The organism is Pseudomonas sp. 06C 126, assembly GCF_001855215.1.
GTDB lineage: Bacteria > Pseudomonadota > Gammaproteobacteria > Pseudomonadales > Pseudomonadaceae > Aquipseudomonas > Aquipseudomonas proteolytica.
Genome location: NZ_MIFU01000001.1, coordinates 246665 through 260649 on the forward strand (window position 1 = coordinate 246665; position 13985 = coordinate 260649).

Annotated in this window: 12 protein-coding genes and 1 pseudogene; 6 read left to right on the forward strand and 7 right to left on the reverse strand. The window is 62.1% G+C overall.

Translation table 11 applies throughout. The features are described from left to right. Positions 1-48: 48 nt before the first annotated feature. Positions 49-2271, reverse strand: coding sequence for a polyphosphate kinase 1 (ppk1, locus tag BHC62_RS01175; RefSeq protein ID WP_029289586.1), 2223 nt, complete (start codon positions 2269-2271; stop codon positions 49-51). Between the two features lie 18 nt (positions 2272-2289). Then, a complete protein-coding gene (gene hemB / locus BHC62_RS01180) occupies positions 2290-3303 on the reverse strand; it encodes a porphobilinogen synthase (protein ID WP_070994028.1) in 1014 nt (337 codons plus the stop codon). Between the two features lie 207 nt (positions 3304-3510). Here hemB and BHC62_RS01185 point away from each other — a divergent pair, with 207 nt between their 5' ends. Beyond that, positions 3511-4152 carry a DedA family protein gene (locus BHC62_RS01185; protein ID WP_029289590.1) on the forward strand — a complete coding sequence of 214 codons (642 nt, stop codon included), beginning with the start codon at positions 3511-3513 and terminating at the stop codon, positions 4150-4152. Here BHC62_RS01185 and BHC62_RS27180 read toward each other — a convergent pair. Further along, positions 4148-4344: pseudogene (locus BHC62_RS27180) on the reverse strand (hypothetical protein); the annotation flags it as partial. The gene BHC62_RS01185 and the pseudogene BHC62_RS27180 sit on opposite strands and share 5 nt — an antisense overlap. Before the next feature lie 181 nt (positions 4345-4525). Between BHC62_RS27180 and elbB the strand changes: the two are divergent. Next, entirely contained in the window at positions 4526-5191 is a 666-nt protein-coding gene (gene elbB, locus BHC62_RS01190; RefSeq protein ID WP_029289592.1) for an isoprenoid biosynthesis glyoxalase ElbB, read from the forward strand. Between the two features lie 130 nt (positions 5192-5321). Here elbB and BHC62_RS01195 read toward each other — a convergent pair whose 3' ends face one another. Further along, positions 5322-7220: an FTR1 family protein gene (locus tag BHC62_RS01195; RefSeq protein WP_070994029.1), complete on the reverse strand. Its 1899-nt coding sequence runs from the start codon at positions 7218-7220 to the stop codon at positions 5322-5324. 291 nt (positions 7221-7511) lie between these two features. Here BHC62_RS01195 and BHC62_RS01200 point away from each other — a divergent pair, with 291 nt between their 5' ends. The 4 genes from BHC62_RS01200 to BHC62_RS01215 are packed head-to-tail and all read left to right on the forward strand — an operon-like array spanning position 7512 to position 10655. Beyond that, the gene (locus tag BHC62_RS01200) at positions 7512-8909 is read left to right on the forward strand and encodes a COG3014 family protein (RefSeq protein WP_070994030.1); all 1398 of its coding nucleotides are present in this window, start codon (positions 7512-7514) and stop codon (positions 8907-8909) included. Positions 8910-8919: 10 nt separating this feature from the next. Further along, positions 8920-9288: a YcfL family protein gene (locus BHC62_RS01205; RefSeq protein ID WP_029289599.1), complete on the forward strand. Its 369-nt coding sequence runs from the start codon at positions 8920-8922 to the stop codon at positions 9286-9288. A 35-nt stretch (positions 9289-9323) separates the two neighbouring features. Next, the gene (gene lpoB / locus BHC62_RS01210; RefSeq protein ID WP_029289601.1) at positions 9324-9911 is read left to right on the forward strand and encodes a penicillin-binding protein activator LpoB; all 588 of its coding nucleotides are present in this window, start codon (positions 9324-9326) and stop codon (positions 9909-9911) included. A 3-nt stretch (positions 9912-9914) separates the two neighbouring features. Then, complete coding sequence (locus BHC62_RS01215; RefSeq protein ID WP_029289603.1) at positions 9915-10655, forward strand: hypothetical protein; 741 nt, start codon at positions 9915-9917, stop codon at positions 10653-10655. Positions 10656-10792: 137 nt separating this feature from the next. On the opposite strand, the gene BHC62_RS01220 is transcribed toward BHC62_RS01215, so the two are convergent. The 3 genes from BHC62_RS01220 to BHC62_RS01230 form a co-directional block, all read right to left on the reverse strand. Beyond that, positions 10793-11425: a LysE family transporter gene (locus BHC62_RS01220; RefSeq protein ID WP_029289605.1), complete on the reverse strand. Its 633-nt coding sequence runs from the start codon at positions 11423-11425 to the stop codon at positions 10793-10795. Between the two features lie 71 nt (positions 11426-11496). Continuing rightward, complete coding sequence (locus BHC62_RS01225) at positions 11497-12066, reverse strand: mechanosensitive ion channel family protein (RefSeq protein ID WP_029289606.1); 570 nt, start codon at positions 12064-12066, stop codon at positions 11497-11499. Continuing rightward, positions 12066-13976: an ATP-binding cassette domain-containing protein gene (locus BHC62_RS01230; RefSeq protein ID WP_029289609.1), complete on the reverse strand. Its 1911-nt coding sequence runs from the start codon at positions 13974-13976 to the stop codon at positions 12066-12068. The genes BHC62_RS01225 and BHC62_RS01230 overlap by 1 nt, the downstream gene beginning before the upstream one ends. Positions 13977-13985 lie beyond the last annotated feature (9 nt).

Here is a 13985-nt window from a genome sequence, read left to right on the forward strand (position 1 = left end):
GAAGCGCCTGTCCGACCGGTCAGAGGTGGACGTAGGCTCAGGCCAGTATCAGCGTACGGCCAGCAGCGGGCTGCCCAGCCGCTCCAGTAACGTCGCCTGCGCACTGCGCGGGTTCTGGTTGCCGGTCGGGGTGTTGCGCACGTAGCGCCCATCCGACTGCAGGCTCCAGCTGTGGGTGTTATCGGTGAGATAACTCTCCAGCTCTTTCTTGACCCGCATGATCAGCTTCTTGCCTTCTACCGGGAAGCAAGTCTCTACCCGCTTGTCGAGGTTGCGCTCCATCCAGTCGGCACTGGAAAGGAACATCTGCTCTTCACCACCATTGAGGAAGTAGAACACCCGCGTGTGCTCCAGGAAGCGGCCGATGATCGAACGCACGTGGATATTGTGCGACACCCCGGCAATACCCGGACGCAGGCAGCACATGCCGCGCACCACCAGGTCGATGCGCACGCCGGACTGGCTGGCCTTGTACAGCGCACGGATGATCTTCGGGTCGGTCAGCGAGTTGAACTTGGCGATGATATGCGCCGGCTTGCCGTCGAGGGCGAACTGGGTTTCGCGGGCAATCATGTCAAGCATGCCCTTCTTCAGGGTGAACGGCGCATGCAGGAGCTTTTTCATGCGCAGCGTCTTACCCATGCCGATCAACTGGCTGAACAGTTTGCCGACGTCTTCGCACAGTGCGTCGTCGGAAGTCAGCAGGCTGTAGTCGGTGTAGAGCTTGGCGTTGCCGGCGTGATAGTTACCGGTGCCCAGGTGTGCGTAACGCACGATTTCCCCGGCTTCGCGGCGCAGGATCAACATCATCTTGGCGTGGGTCTTGAAGCCGACCACACCATAGATCACCACCGCGCCGGCTGCTTGCAGGCGGCTGGCCAGTTGCAGGTTGGACTCTTCGTCGAACCGCGCACGCAGCTCGATCACCGCCGTGACTTCCTTGCCGTTACGCGCGGCGTCCACCAGCGCATCGACGATTTCCGAGTTGGCGCCGCTGCGGTACAGGGTCTGGCGCACGGCCAGTACATGGGGGTCCTTGGCGGCCTGGCGCAGCAGGTCGACCACCGGGGTGAACGACTCGAAGGGGTGCAGCAGCAAGATGTCCTGCTTGCTGACCACGCTGAAGATGTTCTCGCTGTTTTGCAGCAGTTTCGGGATCTGCGGAGTGAACGGCGTGTATTGCAGCTCCGGATGGCTGTCCAGGCTGGTGATGCTGAACAGGCGCGTCAGGTTCACCGGGCCATTGACCTGATACAGCTCGGTCTCGGCCAGGTTGAACTGCTTGAGCAGGTAGTCCGAGAGATGTTTGGGGCAGGTATCCGCCACTTCCAGGCGCACCGCGTCGCCGTAGCGCCGCGAGAACAGCTCGCCGCGCAGGGCGCGGGCCAGGTCTTCGACGTCTTCGGTGTCGACCGCAAGGTCAGCGTTACGGGTCAGGCGGAACTGATAGCAGCCCTTGACCTTCATGCCCTGGAACAGGTCATCGGCATGGGCGTGGATCATCGACGAAAGAAATACATAGTTATCGCCAGCCCCCCCGACCTCTTCCGGTACCTTGATGATGCGTGGCAACAGGCGCGGCGCCGGGATGATCGCCAGGCCCGAGTCACGGCCAAAGGCATCGATCCCTTCGAGCTCGACGATAAAGTTCAGGCTCTTGTTCACCAGCAGCGGGAACGGGTGCGTCGGGTCCAGGCCAATCGGGGTGATGATCGGCGCGATCTCGTCACGGAAGTAGCGACGCACCCAGGTCTTGAGCTTGACGGTCCAGTTGCGCCGACGGATGAACCGCACCTGATGCTTTTCCAGTTCCGGCAACAGGATGTCGTTGAGGATGGCGTATTGACGGTCCACATGGCCGTGTACCAGCTCGCTGATGCGGGCCAGGGCCTGGTGCGGCTGCAGGCCATCGGCGCCAGCCTGTTCACGGGCAAAGGTGATCTGTTTCTTGAGGCCGGCGACACGGATCTCGAAGAACTCGTCCAGGTTGCTGGAGAAGATCAGCAGGAACTTCAGGCGCTCGAGCAGTGGGTAGGACTCATCCAGTGCCTGTTCCAGAACACGGATGTTGAATTGCAGTTGGGACAGCTCGCGATGGATATACAGGCTGCTGTCATCCAGGTTCGGAATCACGATAGGCGGTGCCGCCACCACCGGCTCAGTAATCACGGCAGGCTGCTCAGGCACAAGCTCCGGCGGGGTTTCGGCCACCTGTTCAACCACCGGGTGAGCGTCTTTTACGGCAACGTCTGTGAGTCCTTCGGTATTCATCGAGTGTTCCTGTGAGGGCTATTGTTGCTCTCTAAGCAATTGGGCGGCACGGGCGGCAAAGTAAGTCAGGATGCCATCGGCACCCGCACGTTTAAAGGCAGTCAGGGACTCGAGGATCACTCCTTCACCCAACCAGCCATTTTGAATCGCAGCCATGTGCATGGCGTATTCACCACTGACCTGATAGACAAAGGTCGGCACCTTGAATTCCTCCTTGACCCTATAAAGGATGTCCAGGTACGGCATGCCGGGCTTGACCATCACCATATCGGCGCCTTCGGCCAGGTCCGCCGCCACTTCGTGCAAGGCTTCGTGGCTGTTGGCCGGGTCCATCTGGTACGAGGCCTTGTTGGCCTTGCCCAGGTTCAACGCCGAGCCGACCGCATCGCGGAACGGCCCGTAGTAGGCGCTGGCGTACTTGGCCGAATAGGCCATGATCCGCACATTGACGTGGCCGGCCAGCTCCAGCGCCTCACGGATTGCCTGGATACGACCGTCCATCATGTCCGACGGGGCCACCACCTGGGCGCCCGCGGCGGCATGGGACAGCGCCTGCTTGACCAGGGCATCGACGGTGATGTCGTTCTGCACATAGCCTTCTTCATCCAGGATCCCATCCTGCCCGTGGGTGGTGAACGGGTCCAGCGCCACGTCCGTGATCACCCCCAGCTCCGGAAAGCGCTCGCGCAGGGCGCGGGTCGCGCGCTGGGCAATCCCTTCGGGGTTCCAGGCCTCGGCGGCGTCCAGGGACTTGAGCCCGGCCGGCGTGACCGGGAACAGTGCCAGCGCCGGAATCCCCAGCTCGACCCACTGCGCGGCTTCTTCGAGCAGCAGATCAATGGTCAAGCGCTCGACGCCCGGCATCGACGCCACCGCTTCCCGACGATTTTCACCGTCCAGCACAAACACCGGCAGGATCAGATCATCCACCGTCAGTACGTTTTCACGCACCAGGCGGCGAGAAAAATCATCACGACGGTTGCGGCGCAGGCGGGTAGCGGGAAACAGGCGTTGGGCGGGGGTAAAGCTCACGGCAGACTCCTGAGCCCGGCTTGACGGGCGAGCGTGACAGTTATAAGCGGTCATTATGACGAAGGAATGACAGTTGTGCTTACTCATGCGACCTGTCGCCGCATTCACGGTTTCTGTAGGAAATGTTCACTTCATGACACATCTCGATACTTTCATGAATGTCCACGAAGGCGTAGGCTGCGCGTTCATTTCGCCAGCACCCAGACAATGCTCCAACAATTTCTGAATGACTTTGGCTACTTTGCCCTCTTCCTGGGGACGTTCTTCGAAGGTGAGACCATTCTGGTTCTCGCAGGCTTCCTTGCGTTCCGCGGATACATGGATATCAACGTAGTGGTGGTGGTCGCGTTCTTCGGCAGCTACGCCGGCGATCAGCTCTGGTACTTCATGGGCCGCAAGCATGGGCGCAAATTGTTGGCACGCAAGCCACGCTGGCAGTTGATGGGTGATCGGGCGTTGGAGCACATCCGCCGGCATCCGGATATCTGGGTGCTGAGTTTCCGTTTCGTCTATGGCCTGCGCACGGTCATGCCCGTGGCCATCGGCCTGTCAGGCTACCCGCCGGGACGCTACCTGTTGCTCAACGGCATTGGCGCGGCGATCTGGGCGGCTGCGCTGGGGGCGGCGGCCTACCACTTCGGCGCCGTGCTCGAAGGCATGCTGGGCAGCGTCAAGAAGTACGAGCTCTGGGTGCTGGGCGCCTTGCTCGTGCTCGGCCTGGGCTTGTGGCTGCGCCGGCGCATCCGCAACGCCCGCCTGGCCCGGGAAACCTGCGCCGCCGAGAAGGCCCAATTGGCGCAGGAACAACTGGCCGAGAAAAAGCCCGAGCCTACGACGCCAATCGAGTAAGCCGCGCCTCACTCCATCGTTGCGCATAGAACTGCCAGTTGGCCCACAGCGGCTTCCAACTGGCAAAGGCGTGGTCACGCCAAAGATCACCGGCTCTTTTTCGTCTTCTTCCGGGAACGAGCCAAACGAACGCCCCCAAATAATGAACACCCCGCCTTGGTTGCGATCCATGTAGAGAGCCTTCTGTGCATGGCGGCCCAGCCGCTCGAGCACAATCAGGGCAATGAACAACGGTACCGCGCAAGGAACGAAGTCCAAGGGCCAGTCCGGTCGACTATTGTCATATCAAGATTAGGGCGAATGGCCGGATGCCCCATTGGCAATGACCGAAAAATAAGTAGACATTTAACGCCATAAATCAGGAGAAATGCCCATGAGCAAAAAGATTGCAGTGATCCTTTCCGGCTGTGGCGTGTACGACGGCGCTGAAATCCATGAAAGTGTGATCACCTTGCTGCGCCTGGACCAGCGCGGCGCCGAGGTTCAGTGCTTCGCGCCGGATATTGCGCAAATGCATGTGATCAACCACCTCACGGGCGAAGAAATGCCCGAGTCGCGCAATGTTCTGGTGGAGTCTGCGCGCATCGCCCGGGGCGAGGTGAAGGACATTCGCGAGGCCCGCGTGGAGGAGTTCGACGCATTGATCGTGCCCGGCGGTTTTGGTGCGGCGAAGAACCTATCGACCTTTGCTGTCGAAGGCGCCGGCTGCAGCGTCAACCCGGATGTACTGGCACTGGCCGAAGCCTTCGCCGAAGCAGCCAAGCCCGTGGGGCTGATCTGCATCTCGCCAGCCTTGGCGGCAAAAATCTACGGCCCCGGCGTGACCTGCACCATCGGCAACGACACCGACACGGCGGCGGCCCTGGACAAGATGGGCGCCACCCACCAGGAATGCGCGGTAGACGAGATCGTCGAAGACAAGGCGCGCAAACTGGTGAGCACGCCGGCCTACATGTTGGGCAAGAACATCAGCGAAGTGGCATCGGGCATCAACAAGTTGGTGGACCGGGTGCTGGAACTGACCCACGAGAACGACTGAGTCGTCTCTGACTATTCACAGCAGCGATGTGGGAGCTGGCTTGCCTGCGATAGCATCACCTCGGTTTAACTGACACACCGAGGCGCCTGCATCGCGGGCAAGCCCGCCCCACTTTTGACCGCTGGCGTGCTTAAGAAGCCGACACCCGGCGCTTTTCGGCCAGGCGGCTGCGGCTGTACAACACCACAATCGCAATGATCGCCACCGCCTGGGCGCTCAATGAATACGCATCGGCGTGGATGCCCAGCCAGTCGAAGTCAAAGAACGCCACCGGCCGGGTGCCGAAGATGCCCGCTTCCTGCAATGCCTTGACGCCATGCCCGGCGAACACCACCGACAGCGCGCACAGCAGCGCGGCGTTGATCCCGAAGAACAGCGCCAGCGGCAATTTCGCCGAGCCGCGCAGAATGATCCACGCCAGGCCCATCAGCAACACCAGCGCCGTGGCACCACCGGCCAACACGGCGTTATGCCCGGCTGGACCGGCCTGCAGCCACAGGGTTTCGTAGAACAGGATCACTTCGAACAGTTCACGGTACACCGAGAAGAACGCCAGGATCGCAAACCCAAAACGCCCACCACCGCCGACCAGGCTGCTCTTGATGTAGTCCTGCCAGGCGGCCGCGTGGCGGCGGTCATGCATCCACACGCCCAGCCACAGCACCATCACGCTGGCGAACAGTGCCGTACAACCTTCCAGCAACTCGCGCTGGGCGCCACTGACGTCAATGACATATGCCGCCAGCGCCCAGGTCGCCGCGCCGGCTACCAGGGCCAGGGCCCAACCGACGTTGACGCTGCGCACCGCCGATTGCTGGCCGGTGTTGCGCAGGAAGGCGAGGATCGCCGCCAGCACCAGGATCGCTTCCAGCCCTTCACGCAACAGGATCAGCAAGCCCGAGATGTAGCTCAAGGACCAGCTCAAGCCGTCGCCGCCCAACAGGCCGGCCGACTCAGTGAGTTTGCCCTTGGCCACGTCCAGGCGCTGTTGGACTTGCTCGATCGGCAGCCCGTCCTGCAACGACTGCCGATAGGCCATCAAGGCCTTCTCAGTGTCCTTGCGCACATTGGCGTCGACGTTATCCAGGGAGCTTTCCACCAGCTCGAAACCTTCCAGGTACGCCGCTACCGACAGGTCGTAGGCCTGTTCATGCTCGCCACTGCGGAACGCCGCCAGGCTCTTGTCCAGCGTGGCAGCGGTGTATTCCAGCAACTGCGCCGGGCCACGCTGGACCTGCGGCGGCTGCGCACGCTGGGCGCGGAACACCCGGACCGCCTCCGGCCCTTCGGCGGCCAGCACTTCTTCCGGGGTCTGGCGGGCAAGGTCGGCCAGGTTGAAGGATTTTTCGCTTTTTGCTGCGGCCGGGTCGGCGGTGAAGCCGGCGATATAGGTCGCCAGGTCCCAGCGCTGACGGTCATCCAACTGGTCGGCGAACGACGGCATATCGGTGCCTTCGACGCCCAGGCCCAGGGTGTTGTAGATGCCATACAGGCTCAGGCGGTCCAGGCGCTGTGCATCGCGCAGGTTGGCCGGCGGCGGGGTCATGCCGACACCGGCCGGGCCATCGCCCGCCCCGGCGTCACCGTGGCACACCGAGCAATGCTGGGCGTACAGCGGCGCACCCCGTGTCGGGTCTGGGGTAATGGCCGGTGCCTGGCTGACTTCATAGGCCGCCGCCAATTGCGCACCCAGTTGCCGTGCCTGGCGCGCTACCGCGTTGCCGTCCTGATGGGTGGTGACGGCGCCCAGCAGCTCATCGACGCCTTTGACCAGGGCCGCACGCTCGGGCTTGTCGGGCAGGTCTGCCACCAGCCCCTGCAGCACACCGAGAAACTCCACCTGCTCACGGTATTCGGACTCATCGACCACCTTGCCCGCCTCCACCGTCGGCGGATAGTCAGCGCCAATGTAGTCCAGCAAATGCAGGGCCTGGGGCGCACCTTCTGCGGTGGCAGCCAACAGATTGAAGCTGCACGACACCAACGCCGGCAACAACAGCCAGGCGAGAAAACGGGAGGGGGCAGTCATGAATGAATCTCAGATGGAAACAAGAAGTAACATATTGTCGAATGTTAATGGGTTTGACTCAAGGCGTTAGTGCTTTGTCCGCCGAAATGACCCGCCCAGGTCTTCAATACACCCACGGAAAAGCCATTGTTTTGCCAGTAACGAAGCCTATAATGCGCCGCCTTCGTTATCGCGAATCGGCATTTCAGCTCCTCGTTTTATGAGGAATGTGTAGGAAAGGCTTTTCCTGCGATTGGTTATTCGGCCCGACCAGCACCTTCGGCCGATTACGCTCAGGGAAGCAGCATTCCAATGGCATCTCGCGTCTTCATCTCCCTTGCCCTCGCTGCGGTCACGCTGCTGTCGGGCTGTTCGATGTTCCGCAGTTACGACTCGGAACTGCAAGCCACTAACCAGCAATTGGCCAGCGGCAATGTCGACGGTGCACTGACCCTGCTGGAGAAAAACAACAGCAGCGAAGACAAAGACCTTCTCTACTATTTCGAAAAAGGCGAGTTGCTGCGCGCCAAGGGTGACCTGGCCGGCAGCCAGGCGGCCTGGCACCGCGCAGACCTGGTGGTGTACAAGTGGGAAGAGTCGGTCAAGTTCGACACTGAGCGCTATCTGGCGCAGTTCGGCAGCTTCCTGGTCAATGACAAGGTGCGGCGCTACGAAGGGTATGACTATGAAAAAGTCATGCTCACCACCCAGATGGCGTTGAATCTGCTGGCGGTCAACGACTTCGACGGCGCCCGGACCGAAATCAAGAAAACCCACGAACGCGAAGCGGTGATCGCCGAACTACGGGACAAGGAATACCTCAAGCGCGAAAACGCAGCCGAACGCCAGGGCGTCGCCACCCAGTTCAAGGACTTGCGCGGCTACCCGGTGGAAAGCCTCGACGCGCCGGACGTGGTGGGCCTGAAGAACAGCTACCAGAGCGCTTTCAGTCATTACCTGGCCGGTTTCGTCTACGAAGCCCTGGGTGAAAAAGACCTGGCCGCGCCGGGCTATCGCAAGGCCGCCGAACTGCGCCCCAACACACCGCTGCTGGAACAGGCCCTGCTCGATCTGGACGCGCCCAGCGTGGCGGCTGACGAAAGCGACGTGCTGATCGTAGTCCAGAGCGGCCTGGCGCCGGCTCGCGACTCGATCCGCCTGCCACTGCCGATCCCTATCGACGGGCATTGGGTAATCACACCGCTGTCGTTCCCGGTGATCAAGCCAGACACCTCGACGGCCACCTTTGCGCAGATCGGCGTCGATGGCCGGCAGCAGAACCTCACGGCCCTCAACAGCACCACCGCCATGTCCCGCCGCGCCCTGCGCGACGACATGCCAGGGATCATCCTGCGCACCACCGTGCGCGCCATCAGCCGTGGTGTGACACAAAAGAACCTGAACCAGACCAACCCCATGGCCGGCCTAGTGTTGGGCATCGCCTCCGCCGTCACCGAGGGCGCCGACACCCGCACCTGGCGCACCCTGCCGGACGTCACCCAGGTCACGCGCCTGCGCCTCAAGCATGGCGAGCACCAAGTGAGCCTGCCCAATGCCCTGGGCGGCACGCTGGTGACGGTCAAGGCCGAACAACCCCACCAGGTGATTACCTTGCGCGTGGTCGGCAACCAGGTATTCGCCAGCGGCCTGGCGGCCCATGTGGTCGCGAGCAACCCGGGCCAGGCCGTGGCCAGCCTCAAACAACCTTAAGGAGCACGCTATGCGTCATTTCATCCTCGGCGCCCTGGCGCTGATTTTCCTCGCCGGTTGCGCCACCCCGCCGCCGGAACCTGGCAGCGCGGCGAGCAAAGTCGTGGTGATGGGCAAGTTCAAGGGGATTGCCGTGGGCGCGATTCGCGTGGCCCGCGAAAACGGCTTCCTGACCGCCAAGGTGCAGTTGAGCAACATCACCAGCAGCAACCAGATGATGTATTACCGCTTCGCCTGGCTGGGCGCCGATGGCTTCCCGGTGGGCGACGAAGAAACCTGGAAAGTGCTGAACCTCTACGCCAACCAGGCCACTTTCCTGCCGGCTATCGCCAACCTGCCCCAGGCCGCCGACTTCCGCCTTGAAGTCAAGACGCCTTGAACCTGCCCCCTATTCAGTTTTCGAGAGACCTTCCCATGTTTGCACGCTTTTCGTTCCTCGCCGTGATCGCCGCCCTGGCCAGCGGCTGCGCCAACACCTCGCCGGTCATCGGCGGCAAAAACATCAGCTACGGCGATACCAAGGCCGTGGAATTGGTGACCAACGAGTTCGGGTCCACCGACCTGCAGATGATCGCCGAAAGCATGACCCGCTCCCTGGCGCAGTCCGGCATTCTCCAGGGCCGCCCGGTGGTGCAGGTGTATGACGTGAAGAACAAGACCAGCGAATACATCGATACCCGCGAGATCACCACCTCGATCAAGACCCAACTGATGAAGACCGGCACCGCCCGCTTCGCCAGCGACAACACCGACATGCAAAGCCAGGTCGACCAGCTCAAGCTGCAAAACCAGAGCGGCCTGTACAAGAAGTCCACGGTCAGCAAGACCGGCAACATGGTCGCGGCCAAGTACCGCCTGGAAGGCTCCATCAGCTCCATCGTCAAGCGCAGTGCCGACTACAAGGACGTGTTCTACAAGTTCAGCCTGCAACTGGTCGACGTCGAAAGCGGCCTGGCCGAATGGATGGACGAAAAAGAAATCCGCAAGACCACGGAGCGCTAAACCATGCGCCTATGGATCGGCATCATCGGCTTGCTTTGCACGTTTGGCGCCTGGGCGGCACCGAAAATTGCCGTCACAGACCTGGCCTACGAGGCGCGCGTAGAGGAATACATCCACGCAGTCTCGGCCAGCAACAACTTCCAGGCCAGCGCCTATAACGCCAGTGGCGCGTCCAGCTACAGCGAGTTTGAAAGCCGCAGCAGCTACATCGAACAGGGCGAACTGCGCAAATTCAGCGGTGATATCAAGGGCGAGATCCTCAAGTCGCGCCAGTTCCAACTGGTCCAGGGCACGCCCTACACCAGCGAAGCCAAGGGCGATGTGTACGACGTGATCAAGCGGATCAAGGCCGGCCACTTCAAGGGTGCGGACTATGTGCTGTTCGGCACCCTATCGGACATCGACTTCACCCGGGACATCAACGCCCTGGATCACACCAGCAGCTATTCGGCGGTGCTGGGGCTGAGCGTGGTGGCGGATTTCAGTCTGATCAACACCCGCACCTATGAAATCACCTCGGCGTTTACCGCCATGGGCGAAGGCCAGGACACCAAGCTGGTGAGCAGTCGTGATGTGCGCGTGAACCTGAACCGGCCACGGGTGGTGAGGGAAGTGTCGAAAGCCTTGGGTGAGGACGTGGCACGCCAGCTACAAGAGCAGTTGGGCGGCGGCTATCAAGAGCCCGGCCAGCCTGCGTTGCGCAATAACCTGCCAAGGGACGAAGCGCCGAAAATCCTGCGCTGAACCTCAATGGCTCGGCTAGCACACATCAATGTGGGAGCTGGCTTGCCGGCGATCGCATCAGCGCGGTGTATCAGTGACACCGCGGCGCGTGTATCGCAGGCAAGCCAGCTCCCACAGTTTTGATTGGGTTTATTCAGTCAGGCGGTGGCGCGGTGCAGGCTGGCGAGGAAACCCGCAGCGCCCACGAACAACCCGGCAAACGTGCGGTTCACGCGTTTCTGCTGCTTGGGCGTGCGCAACAGGCGCAACACTTTGGACGCAAGCCCCGTGTAGCCGGCCATTACGATCATATCCACGCCGATCATCGTCGCGCCGAGGATCAGGTACTGGATCAGCAGCGGCGCCTGCGGGTTCACGAACTGCGGCAGCACCGCCAGCATGAACACCAGCGCCTTGGGGTTGCTGGCGTTCACCAGAAAACCACGGAACATCATCGCCATGGGCTTGCCGATGGGGCGCACGGCAGCGTCATCGGTCAGGTCCATGGGCAAGGCACGCCATTGCTTGACGGCCAGGTACACAAGGTAGGCCACGCCGAACCATTTGATCGCGTAGAAGGCGGTAGACGACGCCGCAAGCACCGCCCCAAGGCCGCCGGCCACCACGGCAATCTGCATCGCCAGGCCCAGTTGCAGGCCGATGGCATTCCAGTAGCCGCGCACAAAACCGTATTGCAGGCCGCTGGACATCGAGGCGATGGCGCCCGCGCCGGGAGAGAGACTGATGATCCAGCTGGCCAGGAAGAAGGCCAGCCATGTGTCGAGCGCCATTACACACCTCGTAGCAAATTCGTCGTGAGCACTAAGCTAACTCCGAGGGCCAAGGGCTGGCTAGAGTTTTTTCAGGATATGGGGCTGACGTCGCTACCGCGCCAGCGGCGTACCGAACGCTGGAAGAACAGGCTGTTGGGCACTTGCACCACAGCGCTGTCGGTGCCCGCCTCGGCCACTTCGATCAGTGTGGTGTAAAGCAGGTTGATCGCGATCACCCGACCTTTGACGCCAGGCTTGTCGACGGTATCCACCAACTCCACCACATCACCCAGGCGAAACGGCCCGACGGTGAAGATCAGGATCGCGCACAGCAGGTTGGACAACACCGACCACATGGCAAAGAACGCCACCGCTGCCACGGCCACAAAGCCCGACAACGCGGTCCACAGCACGGTGGCCGACACCCCCAGGCGCTCGAGGACGAAGATCAGCGCACTGCCCATGATCAGCCAGCGCAGGCCACCGCGCAGGGGCATCAGCAGTTGCGGCGGGAACGGGTAGCGCTCGCCCAGGCGCGTCAGGCCCTTGGCGACGAAGCGCTGGGCCAGGTAGCCGGCCAGCAGGATCAGCAGGATTTGCACGCCGACCCACACCGGTTCGATCCATTGCGCGGGCAGCGGCAGTTGCAAGGCTTCCATCAGGACAGTGCCTCCAGCTCCGCTTGCAGGCCTTCCAGCAGTTCGAGGGCTTCCATCCAGGTTTCCTCCAATTGCCCTTCGCGCACCTTCAGCTTGGCCTGTTCGGCCAGCAGGTCGCGCAGTTCATCCTTGCGGGCCGCTTCGTACACGGCGCTGTCGCCGAGGCTGGCTTCGATCTTGGCCAGGCGTTCGTGGACCTTGCCCAGTTCGGCCTCGAGCTTGTCGGCTTCGCGTTTGTGCGGTGCCAATTGCTGGCGCAGGGCCGCGGCAGCCTGGCGCTGGGCTTTCTTGTCGGTCTTGTCCGGGTTGACCGGGGTGTTGCTGACCGGCGCGTTGCGCAGTCGATAGTCAGTCAGCCAACGGGCGTAGTCGTCCAGGTCGCCATCGAACTCTTCGACTTTTCCATCAGCTACCAGCAGGAAGTTATCAGTGGTGCTCTTGAGCAAGTGGCGGTCGTGAGACACCACCAGTACTGCACCGCTGAATTCCTGCAGGGCCATGGTCAGCGCCAGGCGCATTTCCAGGTCCAGGTGGTTGGTCGGTTCGTCGAGCAGCAGCAGGTTTGGCCGGTCCCAGGCGATCAACGCCAGGGCCAAACGGGCTTTTTCGCCGCCCGAGAAATTCAACACCGGCTCATCGATGCGCGCGCCACGGAAGTCGAAACCACCCAGGAAGTCGCGCAGGGTCTGCTCGCGCTCGGTGGGCGCCAGGCGCTGCAAATGCAGGAGCGGGCTGGCCTTGGAGTCGAGGGAGTCCAGCTGATGCTGGGCGAAGTAGCCCACCACCAGGTTCTCGCCACGGGTCAGGCGCCCGGCCAGGGGTTGCAGCTCACCGGAAAGGTTCTTGATCAGCGTCGATTTGCCCGCGCCGTTGGGCCCGAGCAAACCGATGCGCGCACCCGGGGTGAGCTGCAGCTTGACCTTCTCCAGGATGGTTTTGTCGCCATAGCCAAGGCGTGCATCCGAGAGGTCCAGCAAGGGGCTGGAGATTTTCACCGATTCGCGGAACACAAAGTCGAATGGCGAATCGACGTGGGCCGCCGACAGCTCTTCCATGCGCTCCAACGCCTTGATCCGGCTCTGAGCCTGGCGGGCCTTGGTGGCCTGGGCCTTGAACCGGGCGATGTAGCTTTCCATGTGCGCACGCTGCGCCTGTTGCTTCTCGAAAGCCTGTTGCTGCTGGGCCAGGCGTTCGGCGCGGGCCCGCTCGAACGCGGTGTAGCCGCCGCGATAGAGGGTGATTTTTTTCTGTTCGACATGGGCGATGTTATCGACCACAGCGTCGAGGAAATCCCGGTCGTGGGAAATCAGCAGCAAGGTGCCCGGGTAGCTCTTGAGGAAATCCTCCAGCCATAGGATCGCATCGAGATCCAAGTGGTTGGTGGGTTCGTCGAGCAGCAACAGGTCCGAGGGGCACATCAATGCCTGGGCCAGGTTCAGGCGCATGCGCCAGCCACCGGAGAAGTCGGCGACCGGGCGATCCATCTGTTCGTTGGTGAACCCCAGGCCGGCGAGCATCTTGCGCGCTCGGGCGTCGGCGGTGTAACCGTCGGCACTGTCGAGTTCCGAGTGCAGGCGGGCCTGGGCGGCACCGTCCTGGGCTTTCTCGGCCTCGGCCAGGTCGTGTTGCACCTGGCGCAGGCGCAGGTCGCCATCGAGCACGTAGTCGATCGCGATGCGGTCCAGGGTGTCGATCTCCTGGCGCATATGGGCGATACGCCAGTCGGCTGGCAGCAGGCAGTCCCCGGAATCCGGGGTCAGCTCACCGAGCAACAGGGCGAACAACGTGGATTTGCCGGCGCCATTGGCACCGATCAGGCCGGCTTTGTGACCGGCGTGCAGGGTCAGCTCGGCGTCTTCAAGAAGACGTTGCGGGCCACGCTGTAATGTTAGGCTTTGAAGTCGGATCATAATGGCGGC